The organism is Clostridium sp. KNHs216, from assembly GCF_006714885.1.
Taxonomy (GTDB): Bacteria; Bacillota; Clostridia; order Oscillospirales; family Acutalibacteraceae; genus Caproiciproducens.
In genome coordinates this window covers 2,146,473-2,161,801 of the sequence record NZ_VFMF01000001.1, presented here as the reverse complement: position 1 = coordinate 2,161,801, position 15,329 = coordinate 2,146,473, and the positions used below count along the sequence as shown (strand labels likewise).

Genomic DNA, 15,329 nt, shown 5'->3' with positions numbered 1-15,329 from the left:
ACTTTGAAAACAATCAGTATTCTAACCTTTACCTAACTGTGCTATAATAATTTTGCGATAGAAACGGAAGCAAAGCTTTCCGGTCTGCGGACGAACCGGCAGACTGCGGCAGAGCCGCTAACGCTTTGGAAAGGGGGACGGACCTACGGGGAAGAAAACAGACAGCTTCGATCTGGAGCAGACGCTGGACTGCGGGCAGTGCTTCCGCTGGGACAGGCAGAAGGACGGTTCCTACACGGGCGTCGCCTCCGGCAGGATTTTAAATATTTCTGAGGAGAACCGGGAACAGGCGCTGCGGGACCCCTTTTGGCGGAATTATTTCGATCTGCCGCTCGACTACGGGAAAATCCGGGAAGACTTGGCGGCAGGCGACGCCGCGCTGGCCCGGGCGGCCAAATTCGCGCCCGGCATGCGGATCCTGAATCAGGAGCCGTGGGAGGCGCTGTGCTCCTTCATCTTTTCGCAGAACAACAATATTCCGCGAATCAAGGGAATCGTGGCACGGTTCTGCACCGGCTTCGGCGAAAGGATCGGGGAAGGCGTTTTCGCTTTTCCGAAAGCCGAAAAAATCGCGTGCCTGCGAGAGGAAGAGCTTGCGGAAATCCGCTGCGGGTTCCGCGCCAAATATATTCTGAGCGCCGCGCGCAAGGTGGCGCAGGGAGAAGTCGACCTGGAAGCGCTCAAAACCGCGCCGCTCCCCGAAGCCCGCGAACGCCTGATGACGATTCACGGTGTGGGGCCGAAGGTGGCGGACTGCACCCTGCTTTACGGGCTGCACCGGCTGGAGGCGTTCCCGATGGACGTGTGGATGAAGCGCGCGATGCGGGTGCTGTTTCCCGGCAGGGAGCCGGAAAGCTTCGGCCGCTACGCCGGGATCGCCCAGCAGTACATCTTTCATTACAGCCGCAGCAATCCGGCATTATTTGAAAAGGACGCCTGACGCCGGAACGCCCGGTTTGAAGGGATTTTGCGGGTTGTTAAAATTTAATCTTTCCCTTTCCCTTTTTTTGGGATATAATAGTCTTATCATATCATTGGGAGGTAATTACCATGCCATTAGTCAATACAGTAGAAATGTTCAAAAAAGCATATGCCGGGGGATACGCCGTCGGCGCGTTCAACGTCAACAACATGGAAATTGTTCAGGGTATTACCGAGGCCTGCCAGGAACTGAAAGCACCGGTCATTCTTCAGGTTTCCGCGGGCGCGCGTAAATATGCGAACCACACCTATCTGACAAAGCTTGTCGAAGCAGCCGTGATCGAAAACCCCGATATTCCGATTGCCCTGCACCTTGACCACGGTTCTTCCTATGAGCTGTGCAAGGACTGCATTGACGGCGGATTTACCTCCGTAATGTACGACGGTTCCTCCAAGCCCTACGAGGAAAACGTGGAGGAAGCCCGCAAGGTAGCGGAATACGCGCACAAATACAACGTGACCGTCGAAGCCGAGCTGGGCAAGCTGGCCGGTGTGGAAGACGACGTAAAGGTCGAGGACGACAAGGCCCAGTTCACCGATCCGGACGAGGTGCAGGACTTTGTCAAGCGCACCGGAGTGGACTCCCTTGCGATCGCGATCGGGACAAGCCACGGCGCTTATAAGTTCAAGCCGGGCCAGAATCCGAAGCTCCGCCTGGATATCCTGCAGGAGGTCGCTAACCGTCTGCCGGGCTTCCCGATTGTGCTGCACGGCGCTTCCTCCGTCATTCCCGAGTTCGTACAGCAGATCAACCAGTTCGGCGGGCAGATGCCGGACGCCATCGGCATTCCGGAAGAAATGCTTCGCGAGGCCGCGAAGATGGCTGTCTGCAAGATCAACGTGGACTCCGACCTGCGCCTTGCCATGACGGCGAGCATCCGCAAATATTTCGCGGAAAATCCGAGCCATTTTGACCCGAGACAATACCTTGCTCCCGCACGCACGGCAATCAAGGACATGGTAGCGCATAAGATCACTACCGTTCTGGGCTGCGCGGGCAAAGCATAAAATAGTTCGTTTCCATGTAAAAAGGTCCGTCCGGTTTCCGGACGGGCTTTTTTACGTTTGCGGCCGAAAAACACCCGTTTTGGCTGTGCGCGGCGGCAAAGGGGCTTTCCGGGGCAGATTATTGCATGAAAAGCGGAAATTTTAGCAATTTGGGATTGTAATCATTGTAAAAACAAGCTATAATTATCGTAAATTTGGTTGCACAATTGTATGGTTGTAACAATCAATCCCTGAAAGGAGTATCTATAATGAAACAGTATCATGCAAAGAACATTCTCAACATTGCAATTGCGGGACACAGCGGCGCCGGGAAAACCAGCATCGCGGAGGCTATGCTGTATCTGTCCGGTGCTACCGACCGTTTTGGCAAGGTCGGCGAAGGAAGCACCGTCTGCGATTTCGACCCCGAAGAGATCAAGAGAAAAATCACCGTGACGACTGCGGTGGCCCCTTTGGAATGGAAAAATCATAAAATTAATCTGATAGATGCTCCGGGTCTTTTCGATTTTGAGGGCGGCATGTGCGAGGCGGTCCGCGCGGCGGATTCCGTACTGGTCGCCGTCTCCGGCAAAAGCGGCGTGTCCGTGGGTACGGAAAAGGCGGTGGAAGCGGCGAACAAACGCGGCCTTGCGAAAATTTTCTTTGTCAACGGCCTGTGCGACGAAAGCGCGCGTTTCTACAAGGTGTTTGAAGATTTGAAGGCCAGCTTCGGCCCGTCCGTCTGCCCCGTTGTGGTGCCGTTTATTGAGGACGGCAAGGCGAACATATACATCAACATGCTGGAATACAAGGCTTATGATTACCAGAACGGCAAACCGGTGGAAGTGAAGATGCCGGACATGGGAACCAGGCTGGAAGGACTGCGCACCGCGATTTACGAGGCGGTAGCGGAGACCAGCGACGAAATGTTTGAAAAATATTTTTCCGGCGAGCAGTTTACGCCGGAGGAAGTGATCGTAGGCGTCAGCAAGGGCGTGAAATCCGGCACGATCAGCCCCGTGTTCTGCGGGGACGCGCTGCTGATGCGGGGAATGGAGCAGTTTTTGGACGGCCTGACCTGGCTGGCTCCCTGTGCGGAGGAGAAAAGCGGGGAAATCGGCTCGGATGTGGACGGCAACCCGGTGGAGCTTTCGGTCAATGACGACGCTGCCGCCGCCGCGATCGTGTTCAAGACCATCGCCGACCCGTTTATCGGCAAGCTGTCCTACCTGAAGGTGATTTCCGGGAAAGTGGGGACGGATTCCCAGCTGATCAATATGCGCACGGGAAATGTGGAGCGCATCGGCAAGACGGTCATGATGCGCGGCAAGAAGCAGGAGGACGCTCCCTATATCGGCGCCGGCGATATCGGCGCGGTACTGAAGCTGCAGGGCGTCAGCACGGGCGACACGCTCTGTTCTCCGGCAAGAAAGGTCACGCTGGAAGGGATCACTTACCCGAACGCCACGCTTTCCATGGCGGTGGTGCCGAAGAATAAGGGCGAAGAGGATAAGGTCGCACAGGGCATTTTCCGCCTAGTGGACGAAGATCCCACCATTCAATTCACAACCAACGCGGAAACGCATCAGATGGTGCTGTCCGGTATGGGCGAGCAGCATCTCGATATTATCATTTCCAAGTTAAGAAATAAATTCGGCGTGGAGGTCACGCTGCAGAAGCCGCGCGTGCCTTACCGCGAAACCATCCGCAAGAAGGTGCAGGTGCAGGGCCGGTACAAGAAGCAGACCGGCGGACACGGGCAGTTCGGCGATATCTGGGTCGAATTTGAGCCCTGTGACAGCGAGGGCCTCGAGTTCGGCGAGCGCGTCGTGGGCGGCGCGGTGCCGAAGAACTTCTTCCCCGCGGTGGAAAAGGGCTTGCGCGAGTCCATTGGAAAAGGGCCGCTCGCCGGATACCCGGTGGTCGGGCTGAGGGCGACGCTGTACGACGGCTCGTACCATCCGGTGGATTCCTCTGAAATGTCCTTCAAAATGGCGGCGAACCTCGCTTACAAAGCGGGTATGCCGATTGCGAACCCCGTGTTGCTGGAGCCGATCGGCACGCTGAAATGCACGGTGCCGGACGCCAACATGGGCGATGTCATGGGCGAGGTCAACAAGCGCCGCGGCCGCGTGCTGGGGATGAACCCGGCGGAGAACGGCAGGCAGGTCGTGGAAGCCGAGGTACCGATGGCGGAGATGCACGATTTTACCACCTTCGTGCGCCAGTCCACCCAGGGCAGAGGGTCGTTCACCTTTGATTTCTGCCGTTATGAGGAGGCCCCGCCGCAGGTGGCCCAGAAGGTGATTGAGGAAGCGAAAGCCGCAGAAGCGCAAGAATAAAAGACGAATGCAAACAGCCGCCGGAAACGGGGGCTGTTTTTGCATTTTTTTCCGTCCTCCCGCATATTTATCTTTATACAAGGGGGCGGGAATATGTTTATTTTTTCGATTAAAGCCGGCAGAAAAAAGATATTGATCGGGCTGGCGGCAGTTTTACTGGTGGTGACCGCGGCGATCGTTGTGACGAAGCTGTTCCATTCCGGACCGGTTGCTTCGGCCGACGGGAAGAAGTATACCCTTACCGCGGGTTCAAACGACCAGCGCGTTTCCTTTTTGAAACAGTTTGGCTGGCAGGTAAACACCGAACCGATTGAAGTGAAGGACGTGATGATTCCGGCACAGTTCGACGACGTCTATCTCCAATATAACAATATCCAGAAAGAACAGGGGCTTGACCTGACCCCATACGCGGGGAAAACTTGCAAGCAGTGGATCTATGCGGTCACAAACTATCCGCAGACAACCGACGTGCGGGCCACTCTGCTTGTTTACGACAACAGGGTGATCGGGGGCGACCTGAGCACCGTCCAGCTTGACGGCTTTATGGCCGGTTTCTCCGGGGAGAAGAGCAGCAACGATTACGGGGAGCCAATCCAGGAGAATCCCAACACGGCTTCCGCTGATCCGAACGCGGCCTCGGCGGACCCCAACGCCGCTTCTGCGGCGCCCAACGCGGCTTCCGCCAGCCCGAACGACGCTGCCGCCGCCACTGCTTCTGAAATTCCGGCAAACGCCTGGCCTACGGACTGAACGGGCGGGGGCAAAGTCCGCATTGACCGGCGCGCCGGAATCGTTTAAACTAAAGGGACAGTGAAAACACGGGGGATGAGCAAATGAGCATGGAACGGCTCGACAAAATACTGGCTTCGCAGAATCTGGGCAGCCGCAGGGACGCCGGGGCGATGATTCGCCGCGGCGTTGTTGCGGTGAATGGCAGCGTGGTCAGAAAAGCCGACTATAAGGTGGACACGCAGTCTGACGAGGTGACGGTGAACGGGGAACCCCTGAATTTCCGGGAGTTCCTTTATCTGATGATGAACAAGCCCGCCGGGGTGCTCTCCGCTTCCCGGGACACGCGCGCGCGGACCGTGGTGGACCTGCTGCCGCCGGAGCAGAGGCGGCGCGGGCTCTTCCCTGCGGGACGGCTGGACAGGGACACGGAGGGCCTGCTCATCATTACCGACGACGGGGCGTTCGCCCACCGGATGCTCGCGCCGAAAAGCCATGTGTACAAGCTCTATGAGGCGGTTCTGGCCCGCCCGGCCGGCCCGGAGGACATCGCCGCGTTTGAAAACGGGGTGGAGCTGAAAGACAGGACGTGCCTGCCGGCGAGGCTGGAGGTCCTGGAGGACGGGGAGCATCCGCTTGTCCGCGTACAGATCCGCGAAGGGAAGTTCCACCAGGTGAAGCGGATGTTTCTGGCGCGCGGCAACGAGGTGCTGAAGCTGAAGCGGGTACAGATCGGCGGGCTGAAGCTGGATGAAAAGCTGGCCCCGGGAGCCGTACGGGAGCTGGACAAGCAGGAGAGATCCGCCATTTTCAGCCAATCTTCGCTATCCAATATACACTAAATTCGGGACCTGTTTTTGTGTTTTATCAGATTTCCATAATTCTAAAACGCAAAGTTTGGATAAAAAACGGCTGTTAATCCCCGGTCGCATCTGTTATCATGAATTCACGAAATGAGAAACGGTTTGAATTTACAGCGTGCTGTTGTTCCCCCAAGTGCCGATTGGGTTTCTTTCCCAATGGAAATGGAAACGCTGTGGGAGCCGTTGAGACGAACAGTATGAGATTCAGGAGGATAATTATGGCAAACGTTACATTAAAGCATATTTACAAGGTTTACGAAGGAGGCGTGACCGCGGTTACGGATTTCAATCTGGAAATCGCCGACAAGGAATTCATTATTCTGGTCGGTCCGTCCGGCTGCGGAAAGTCCACCACCCTGCGGATGATCGCGGGACTGGAAGAGATCAGCAAGGGCGAGCTGTTTATCGGGGAGACGCTTGCGAACGATATTGCGCCGAAGGACCGCGACATCGCAATGGTGTTCCAGAACTACGCGCTCTATCCCCATATGACTGTTTTTGACAACATGGCTTTCGGCCTGAAAATCCGCAAGGTGGCAAAGGAAGAAATCAAACGCCGCGTGGAAGAGGCCGCCAAAATTCTGGATATCTCCCATCTGCTCGACAGAAAGCCGAAGGCTCTGTCCGGCGGCCAGCGCCAGCGTGTCGCGCTCGGACGCGCCATTGTCCGTGACCCGAAGGTTTTCCTTCTGGATGAACCTCTTTCCAATCTGGACGCCAAGCTGCGCGCGCAGATGAGGACCGAAATTTCCAAGCTGCACAAAAGGCTGGGCACCACCTTCATTTATGTAACGCACGATCAGACCGAGGCCATGACCATGGGCGACCGCATCGTGGTGATGAAGGACGGCTTTATCCAGCAGGTCGATACGCCGCAGAACCTGTACGATTACCCGGTAAACGAGTTTGTGGCCGGCTTTATGGGTTCCCCGCAGATGAACTTTATCGACGCGGAGGTCGAAAACAGGGACGGCCGCTTCTTCCTGAAATTCGGCAAGTACAGCGTTGCCGTTCCCGAAGGAAAAGACAAGGACGGCGTGCTGAAGGATTATGTGGGCAAGACGGTTGTGTTCGGCATCCGCCCCGAAGACGTGCACGACGAGCCGGACTTCCTTGCAAAGGCGACGGAAGGCATTGTAAAGGCCGGGGTGGAGGTAACCGAGCTGATGGGCGCGGAAACCTATCTGTACCTGAGCTGCGAGAACAGTGACATTACGGCCAGAGTGGAGCCGACCTCCACCGCCAAGACGGGAGACACCATTGAGATCGCCTTTAACCTCCAGAAAATGCATCTGTTCGATAAAGATACGGAAAAGACGATTCTGAACTGATGGGAGCATCCCTTCTGTGAGGGGCAAAACCCTTCCGCAAAATTGTAAAATAAATTTTTCGACACTCTTGGGGCCGTGTGAACACGGCCCTTATTTTTTATAGAGAAAAATAAAAACGGTTTTTTCCCGACTGAGAAACGATAAACAGGCAAAAAAGGGGATTTTATTGTCAAATTTCTCCTTAAAATGATATTTTTTTATTTTATGTTCAATACATAGTTGAAAAATGCATTGAATTTATGTAAAATGTATGTAGCATACTATAATATTTCAGCAGATTACACAAGTTATATAAAGTGAGGGAGAGCTATGTCAAATAGATTATTTCAGGGAGTTATCCACCAAATGCGCGACGCAATCGACCGTACGATCGGTGTGATCGATGAGACCTCGGTTATCATAGCTTGCAGTGAGCTTGGCCGTATCGGCGAAGTGAACGACAGCATTACCGCCGAGGTTCTGGCGACGCCGGGAACTTTTGTGGTCAACGGCTATACTTTTAAGTCGTTCGGCAGCCGCCCAAGACCGGAATACGCCGTTTTTGTTTCCGGCAGCGATCCGGAGGCCGGCCGCTACGCTTCCCTGCTGGCTGTTTCACTGAGCAGCATCAAGCAGTATTACGATGAAAAATACGATCGCAGCAACTTTATCAAGAATGTGATTTTGGATAATATTCTGCCCGGCGATATCTATTTGAAAGCCCGGGAGCTCCGCTTTAACGCTGATGTGAACCGCGTATGTATGCTGATTAAAATTACGAACAAATCCGATATTTCGGCTTACGATGTGGTACAGAATCTTTTCCCGGATAAAAACAAGGACTTTATCATTAATATTAACGAAAACGATATCGCGCTGGTCAAGGAAATCCGTGCCGGCATTGAGCCGAAGGATTTGGAAAAACTGGCGAGTTCCATTGTGGACACCCTTTCCAGCGAGTTCTACACCCACTGTGTGGTTGGAATCGGCACCACGGTGACCGGAATCAAGGATCTGGCCCGCTCCTTCAAGGAAGCCCAGGTCGCGCTGGAGGTCGGCAAGGTGTTCGACACCGAGAAGCCGATCGTCAGCTACGACAACCTCGGGATTGCCCGCCTGATTTACCAGCTGCCGACGACGCTGTGCGACATGTTCCTGAAAGAAGTCTTCAAGCGCGGCTCGATCGAATCGCTGGATCACGAGACCCTGTTCACCATTCAGCGTTTCTTTGAAAATAACCTGAACGTTTCCGAAACCTCCCGCAAGCTGTTTGTCCACCGGAATACGCTGGTTTACAGGCTGGAAAAGATCAAGAAGATCACCGGTCTGGATTTGCGTGAGTTTGAAGACGCCATTGTTTTCAAGGTCGCTCTGATGGTTAAGAAGTATCTTTCTTCCAACCCAGTTAAATTCTGACAGGGAAATGAAAAAAGAAATCAAAAATATTACAGATTTATTACAAATTAATTCTATAAAGAAATAATAAATCAGCTGCCCATTGGTATTATGTAAACATGCCAATGGGTTTTGGTTTTTTTGGTTTTTTATGGTGGATTTTGTGGGAAATGAATCCTTATCCTGACCTTTTATTTACGCAATGAAAGATCAGTATGAATGAATTTAATGGAGCGATTACATTGATAGAATTTCAGAATGTAAGCAAAACATATTCCAATGGGACAAAAGCGCTCAAAGATGTGAACCTGAAAGTGGACAAGGGCGAGTTTGTCTTTATTGTCGGCTCTTCCGGCGCGGGGAAAAGCACCTTCCTCAAGCTGATTATGTGTGAGGAAAAAGCCAGCGAGGGCGAGATTACCGTCAACGGCAGAAGGCTTTCCACGCTGAGAAAGCGGGACGTGCCATATATGCGCCGGACGATGGGGATCGTCTTTCAGGATTTCCGGCTGATCGACAATATGACGGTGTTCGACAATGTGGCGTTCGCCATGCACATCGTAGGGGCGACCAACAGGGAAATCCACAAGCGGGTCCCGTACATCCTGAGCCTTGTCGACCTTCAGAACAAGGCGATGTGCCATCCGGCGGAGCTTTCCGGCGGGGAGCAGCAGAGGGTGGGCCTTGCGCGGGCGCTGATCAACAACCCCAAGCTGATTATTGCGGACGAGCCTACGGGCAACATTGACCCCGCTCTTTCCTTTGAAATCGTGGACCTGCTCAACGAAATCAACCGCCGCGGCACCACCATCCTGATGGTGACGCACGAACATTCGCTGGTCAAGCACTTCCACCGCAGAGTGGTGGAAATCCACGGCGGAAGCATCGTGGCGGACACCGCTTCGCAGAAGGAGGCGCGCCATGAGGATTAACGGACTGGGATACCTGATGAAAGAGGGTATCAAAAATATCTGGAACAACCGCACCATGAGCTTTGCGTCTGTCGGCGTGCTGATTTCATGCCTGCTGCTGACGGGCGCGGCGGTGCTTTTTTCCTATAATATCGATTCCGCGATGAAAACGCTGGAGGGCAGCAATTCCGTCAGGGTCTATATGACGCAGGACCTGCCCACGCTTTCCGCCATTAAGGTCGGGGAGGAAATCAAAAAACTCGATAATATCGAGACCTGTGAATTCGTGCCGAAGGACGACGCCATCCAGCAGTATATGGATATTCTGGGCGATAAGGACGGCACCATGCTGCAGGGCATGACCGGGAAGGAAAACCCGCTGCCGGACGCTTTCAAGGTTTCGTTCAAGGACCTTTCCAAGTATAAGGAAACCGCAGCGCAGATCCAGAAGATTTCCGGCGTCGCGAGCATCAACGATTATTCGGACGTGGCGCAGAAGTTGACGAATCTGGACCGGATGATTACCATGGTGGGCTTCTGGATCATCCTGCTGCTCAGCCTGGTTTCCCTGTTCATTATTTCCAATACCATCCGGGTCACCATGTTTTCGCGGCGGGTGGAGATCAGCATTATGAAGTCCGTCGGCGCGACGAACTGGTTTATACGCGTCCCGTTTATTGTGGAGGGCATGATCATCGGAATCCTTTCGGGGCTGATTTCCAGCCTGATCCTGCTTTTGCTCTACGATAAAATGATTACCTCCATTACATCCATTATGATGTTTTCTCCCGTTGACATACGGCCCCTCGCGTGGAGCATTACCCTGGCGTTTATTCTGGCCGGAATGCTGTTCGGCGCGGTGGGCGGAGTGATTTCCATCAGCAAATATCTGAAAAAGGAAGGAGGGGAGATCGTTGGCTGGTAAAAAATGGGTCAAAGGATTGCTCGCCGTCGTTCTGGCGCTGGCGATGATTTTTACTCCTCAGGTCGCCATGCCGGCGTCCGCCGCCAAAAGCCTGAGCCAGCTGCAGAAGGAGCAGGCCGATCTGAAGAAAAAGCAGGCGGAGGTTGCCGCCAAACTGAAAACGCTGAAAGCGGACAAGGCCCAGAAGCAGCAGTATAAGGCGGCGCTGGACACGCAGGTAAGCACCGTGCAGAGCCAGATCGACGTTTTGAATCAGCAGATCAATACTCTGGACTCGGACATTTCCCAAAAGGAATCGCAGATCGCCGATAAGCAGAAAAATATCGACGCGAACTACGAACAGCTCAAACAGAGGCTGCGCGCGCTCTATCTGACGGGCGAGGCGTCCAACCTTGAAATTATCCTCAGCGCCAAAAGCGTGGTGGATCTTGCGGATAAAACAGAGGCGATTCAGGCCATTACCACGCATGACACCAATTTGATCAATACGCTGAAGTCCGATATGGACAGTATTAAGGCGCAGAAATCGGAGATTGAGACCAACCGCAAAAGCGTTGCCGAGGCGAGGGTGGCGCTGGACACAAAGCAGGGCGAGCTCACTTCTCTGGTCAATGAAACAAAGGCGGTCATTGCGGAGATTTCCCAGAACGAATCGAGCGCCAACCAGGAGAACGCGAAGCTGGCCGAGCAGCGCAAGAAAGCGGACGCCGCGATCGACCAGTGGTATAAGGATTATTACGCTTCCCAGAAAGGAACCGGCGGCAGCGGCGGCTACGTGAGCAAGGGCAACTTTGGCTGGCCTCTGCCGGGCGTTACCAACATCACCAGCGGCTACGGCTACCGGTGGGGCAGCCTGCACAAGGGAATCGACATTTCCTCCGCTGGCGTTTACGGCAAGCCGATTGTCGCGGCCGATTCGGGCAAGGTGATGATGGCGGGCTGGGGCAATTACGGCACCGGCTACGGCGGGTACGGCAACGTGGTGGCGATCGACCACGGCGGCGGGTACTCCACCCTGTACGGCCATTGCAGCAGCGTGGCGGTCAGCAAAGGACAGACGGTGAAAAAGGGACAGGTAATCGCCTATGTCGGCAACACCGGAGATTCGCAGGGGGCCCATCTTCATTTTGAAATCCGTGTGAACGGTGTGGCAAAGAATCCGCTGAACTGGTTCAGCAAATAGGCGGAAGGAAAATCCAGAATAAGGAATGATTGATTCGATATGAGCAGAAAGCTGACCTGGGGCGCGGCGGTTGCCCTTGTTGCCGTTACGGCCTCCATTACGGTTTCCCTCACCTACGTTTACGCAATGAAGAACTTCAACACCAAGGTCGCGGATGTCAACGCTCGCCAGGCGATGTATACCAAGCTGAGCGAGATCGACCAGAAGGCAAGGCAGGACTATATCGGCGCGGTGGATGAAACCGCTTTGAACGACGGCATCTGCGCCGGATACGTGGCCGGGTTGGGAGATTCACAGGCAAAATATTTGTCTGCGGAGAAATATAAGGCGTATGTCAGCGGAAACAGTGGAAAGAATATCGGCGTGGGTATCAAGACCGCCCGCGACAACGACGGCAATATGGAAGTCATTGAGGTAATGCCGAATTCACCCGCCGAAAAAAGCGGAATCAAAAAGGGCGACACCATTGTCAGCATGGATGATAAGGAAATCGTGCGCATCACCTACGGCGACGCGCTCAACAAGCTGGACGGCGTTTCCGGTTCCAAGGTGAAGTTCGGCATCCTGCGCAGCACGGAGGACGCCGGGGCTTCCAGCGGGACGGAAACGAAAACGGAAAAGCTCAGCATTACCGTGACCCGCGCGGAGTACACAGAGCGGACGATCACCTCCTCCATGATCAACGGCAACGTGGCCTATCTGAAAATCAGCGAATTTACCGATAACAACGCGGAGCAGTTCAACACGCTGCTCGCCCAGCGCATCAAGGAAGGCGCAGCGGGCATTGTCGTCGACCTCAGAAGCAATTCCGGCGGAAGCGTCGGCGGGATGGCCGCCATGCTGGACACGCTCCTGCCTGCGGGCAATACGGTCAGCTACAGGAACAAGGCCGGAAAGGTCACCGTGGAGTACACCTCCAACGCAAACGAGGTCAGCCTTCCCATTTCGGTAATTGTCGACCGGAACACCTTCGGCGCGGCGGAAATTTTCGCGTCCGATATCAAGGACTATAAAAAAGGACTGCTGGTCGGGGAAAAGACGGCGGGCTTCGGCACCAAGGATGAAGTGATGCCGCTTTCCGACGGGTCGGCCATTATCCTTTCCGTGGCAAATTACCTGACTCTGAACGGCAATGTCTTTAACGGCAAGGGCATTGACGCGGATGTCAGCAAAGAGCTTACCGACGCCCAGCGCGAGCTGCTGGCGAAGAATCAGCTGGCGGGCGATCAGGACGCGCAGCTGCAGGCCGCGGTTTCCGCGCTGATCCGGCAGGGAGCGAATGTTTCCCAGGCCCCCGGCGCCGCTGCGGAGGTACCGGCGGAAAGCGGAGCCGCGACGGACTGAACCGGTCTTGGGGATATGCGTTTGCATATCCCTGTTTTTTCTGGAAAATCCGCCCGCCGGGGCGGATTTTATTGACAGAACGGTACGGCATCACTATAATGTATTTATTATAGAAAAATATAGCAATCCTGTTTACAGTGACAGGTGCAAGGGTGTTCCTCCCCCGCCGAAAGCGGAGGAGGAACACGAAATTATTCTGCCATTGTAAGGGAAAACGCTGTAGAAAAAGTGCAAGAAATTGCATTGAAAAGGTGGTTATTATATATGGTTAAACAGGTAATTTTGACAAAAGAAGGTCTTGAAAAGCTTGAAAACGAGCTGGAAGAGCTGAAAAGCGTCAAACGCAAGGAAGTGGCGGAGAAAATCAAGATCGCTCTTTCCTTCGGCGACTTGTCTGAAAACAGCGAATATGACGAGGCGAAAAACGATCAGGCGATCGTGGAAGCCCGTATTGCGGATATTGAGGTCATGCTGAAAAACGTCAAGGTGATCGACGAAGACGAACTCAGCAATGAGAATATCCATATCGGCTCCAAGGTGGAGGTAAGGGTGACAAACCCCTCGACCGGAAACAGCAGCGTCGCCAACTACAAAATCGTCGGCTCCAACGAAGCCGACCCGGTGAACGGAAGCATTTCCGACGAATCGCTGGTCGGAAAATCTCTTCTGGGCCACGGCATCGGCGATAAAATTGAAATTGAGGTTCCCGCCGGAACGATGGAATACGAGGTTCTCACCATCTCCAAATAACGTTTTTCAGCGGAAGTGAATTTATGATTTAGGAGAGTTACAAATGAGCGAAACAATCAATGAGACGAAGGAAACCAGCCAGCCGGAGCAGGATATCAGCGAACTGCTGCAGATACGCAGGGATAAGCTGACCGCGCTTCAGCAGGCCGGCAGGGATCCGTTTGCCATTACGGTCTGCCCGCGGGATACGACCGCACAGGAAATCCGCCAGTCCTTTGAAAAGCTGGAAAACAGCGACGTATGCATCGCCGGCCGCGTTATGAGCTGGCGCGACATGGGCAAGGCGAGTTTTCTGGATATCCACGACCGCACCGGCAGGATACAGGTTTACCTGAAAATCGACCAGGTGGGCGAGGAAAGCTATAACGACCTGAAAAGCTACTGGGATCTGGGCGACATTGTCAGCGTAAAGGGATATGTTTTCAAAACCCGCAGGGGAGAAATTTCCGTTCACGCCAAAGAAATAAAGCTGCTCTCCAAATCGCTGCTGCCCATGCCGGAAAAATTCCACGGGCTGAAGGATACCGACCTGCGCTACCGCCAGCGCTACCTTGACCTGATCGTCAACCCGGAGGTAAAGGATACCTTTATCAAGCGCAGTGAAGTCATAAGGACCATCCGTAACTTTCTGGATGAGAAATCCTATATCGAGGTGGAAACGCCCGTGCTCAGCAATATTGCGGGCGGCGCTACCGCACGGCCGTTTATTACGCATCACAATACGCTTGACATCGATATGTACTTAAGGATCGCGACGGAGCTGCACCTGAAAAGGCTGATCGTGGGCGGGATGGAGCGCGTCTACGAAATCGGCCGTATTTTCCGCAACGAGGGAATGGATGTCAAACACAACCCGGAATTCACCACCATCGAGCTTTACGAAGCTTACACGGATTACCGCGGGATGATGGAAATTACCGAGAATATGATCCACGAGTGCGCCGTGAAGGCGTGCGGGTCCGATCAGATCACCTATCAGGGCGAGGACGTCAGTCTGGCCCTGCCGTTCAAGCGCCTGTCCATGAACGACGCGATCAAGGAATACGCGGGAATTGACTTCCTCTCCTTCAAGGGCGACACCGAAAAGGCGAAAGCAGTCGCAAAGGAGCTGGGGCTTGTAACCAAAAGCACCGACAAATGGGGCGATATCATGTCGCTGGCGTTTGAGGAAAAGGTGGAAGAGCATCTCCTGCAGCCGACCTTTATCTACGATTATCCGGTGGAGGTCTCTCCGCTGACCAAGCGCAAGCAGGACTGCCCGGAGCTTGTGGAGCGGTTTGAGCTGTTCATTACCCGCCGCGAGCTGGCGAACGCTTATTCCGAGCTGAACGACCCGATCGACCAGCGCGGTCGTTTTATGCACCAGATGGAGCTGCGCGCCGCGGGCGACGAAGAAGCCAATATGATCGACGAGGATTTCCTGACGGCTCTGGAGTACGGCATGCCGCCGACCGGCGGCATGGGCATGGGTATCGACCGGCTGGTCATGCTCCTGACCGACAGCGCGTCCATCCGCGACGTGCTTCTGTTCCCGACCATGAAGCCGAAGGACTAATCAGAATCTTTACAAAAAAAAACAGGCAGCCCTTATCGGGGCCGCCTGTTTTTT

The 15,329-nt window shown here is 54.2% G+C and carries 13 protein-coding genes and 1 pseudogene; all 14 read left to right on the top strand.

Annotated elements, in window-relative coordinates:
- Positions 1-169 precede the first annotated feature (169 nt).
- Positions 170-433: pseudogene (locus tag LY85_RS19795) on the top strand (DNA glycosylase); the annotation flags it as partial.
- Positions 410-940: a hypothetical protein gene (locus tag LY85_RS10515; protein ID WP_347562454.1), complete on the top strand. Its 531-nt coding sequence runs from the start codon at positions 410-412 to the stop codon at positions 938-940. The pseudogene LY85_RS19795 and the gene LY85_RS10515, both read left to right, overlap by 24 nt.
- A 110-nt stretch (positions 941-1,050) precedes the next feature.
- On the top strand, positions 1,051-1,989 hold the full coding sequence (gene fba, locus LY85_RS10510) for a class II fructose-1,6-bisphosphate aldolase (RefSeq protein ID WP_141826609.1): 939 nt from the start codon (positions 1,051-1,053) through the stop codon (positions 1,987-1,989).
- Between the two features lie 248 nt (positions 1,990-2,237).
- Positions 2,238-4,310: an elongation factor G gene (locus LY85_RS10505; RefSeq protein WP_141826608.1), complete on the top strand. Its 2,073-nt coding sequence runs from the start codon at positions 2,238-2,240 to the stop codon at positions 4,308-4,310.
- 93 nt (positions 4,311-4,403) lie between these two features.
- Entirely contained in the window at positions 4,404-5,060 is a 657-nt protein-coding gene (locus tag LY85_RS10500) for a DUF4830 domain-containing protein (RefSeq protein WP_052010758.1), read from the top strand.
- A gap of 83 nt (positions 5,061-5,143) precedes the next feature.
- Complete coding sequence (locus LY85_RS10495) at positions 5,144-5,881, top strand: pseudouridine synthase (RefSeq protein ID WP_141826607.1); 738 nt, start codon at positions 5,144-5,146, stop codon at positions 5,879-5,881.
- Between the two features lie 239 nt (positions 5,882-6,120).
- Entirely contained in the window at positions 6,121-7,233 is a 1,113-nt protein-coding gene (ugpC, locus tag LY85_RS10490) for a sn-glycerol-3-phosphate ABC transporter ATP-binding protein UgpC (protein ID WP_038326075.1), read from the top strand.
- A gap of 309 nt (positions 7,234-7,542) precedes the next feature.
- Positions 7,543-8,628, top strand: coding sequence for a helix-turn-helix domain-containing protein (locus LY85_RS10485; RefSeq protein ID WP_038326074.1), 1,086 nt, complete (start codon positions 7,543-7,545; stop codon positions 8,626-8,628).
- A gap of 221 nt (positions 8,629-8,849) precedes the next feature.
- Positions 8,850-9,539: a cell division ATP-binding protein FtsE gene (gene ftsE, locus LY85_RS10480; protein ID WP_141828052.1), complete on the top strand. Its 690-nt coding sequence runs from the start codon at positions 8,850-8,852 to the stop codon at positions 9,537-9,539.
- Positions 9,529-10,443 (top strand): permease-like cell division protein FtsX, encoded by a 915-nt coding sequence (ftsX, locus tag LY85_RS10475; protein ID WP_141826606.1) that lies wholly within the window; start codon positions 9,529-9,531, stop codon positions 10,441-10,443. Before ftsE ends, ftsX begins: the two co-directional genes overlap by 11 nt.
- The gene (locus LY85_RS10470; RefSeq protein WP_141826605.1) at positions 10,433-11,626 is read left to right on the top strand and encodes a peptidoglycan DD-metalloendopeptidase family protein; all 1,194 of its coding nucleotides are present in this window, start codon (positions 10,433-10,435) and stop codon (positions 11,624-11,626) included. Before ftsX ends, LY85_RS10470 begins: the two co-directional genes overlap by 11 nt.
- Before the next feature lie 39 nt (positions 11,627-11,665).
- A complete protein-coding gene (locus LY85_RS10465; protein ID WP_141826604.1) occupies positions 11,666-12,970 on the top strand; it encodes a S41 family peptidase in 1,305 nt (434 codons plus the stop codon).
- A gap of 264 nt (positions 12,971-13,234) precedes the next feature.
- A complete protein-coding gene (gene greA, locus LY85_RS10460) occupies positions 13,235-13,720 on the top strand; it encodes a transcription elongation factor GreA (RefSeq protein WP_141826603.1) in 486 nt (161 codons plus the stop codon).
- Positions 13,721-13,763: 43 nt separating this feature from the next.
- Positions 13,764-15,275, top strand: a complete 1,512-nt coding sequence (gene lysS, locus LY85_RS10455) for a lysine--tRNA ligase (RefSeq protein WP_141826602.1) — start codon at positions 13,764-13,766, stop codon at positions 15,273-15,275.
- Positions 15,276-15,329: the final 54 nt, after the last annotated feature.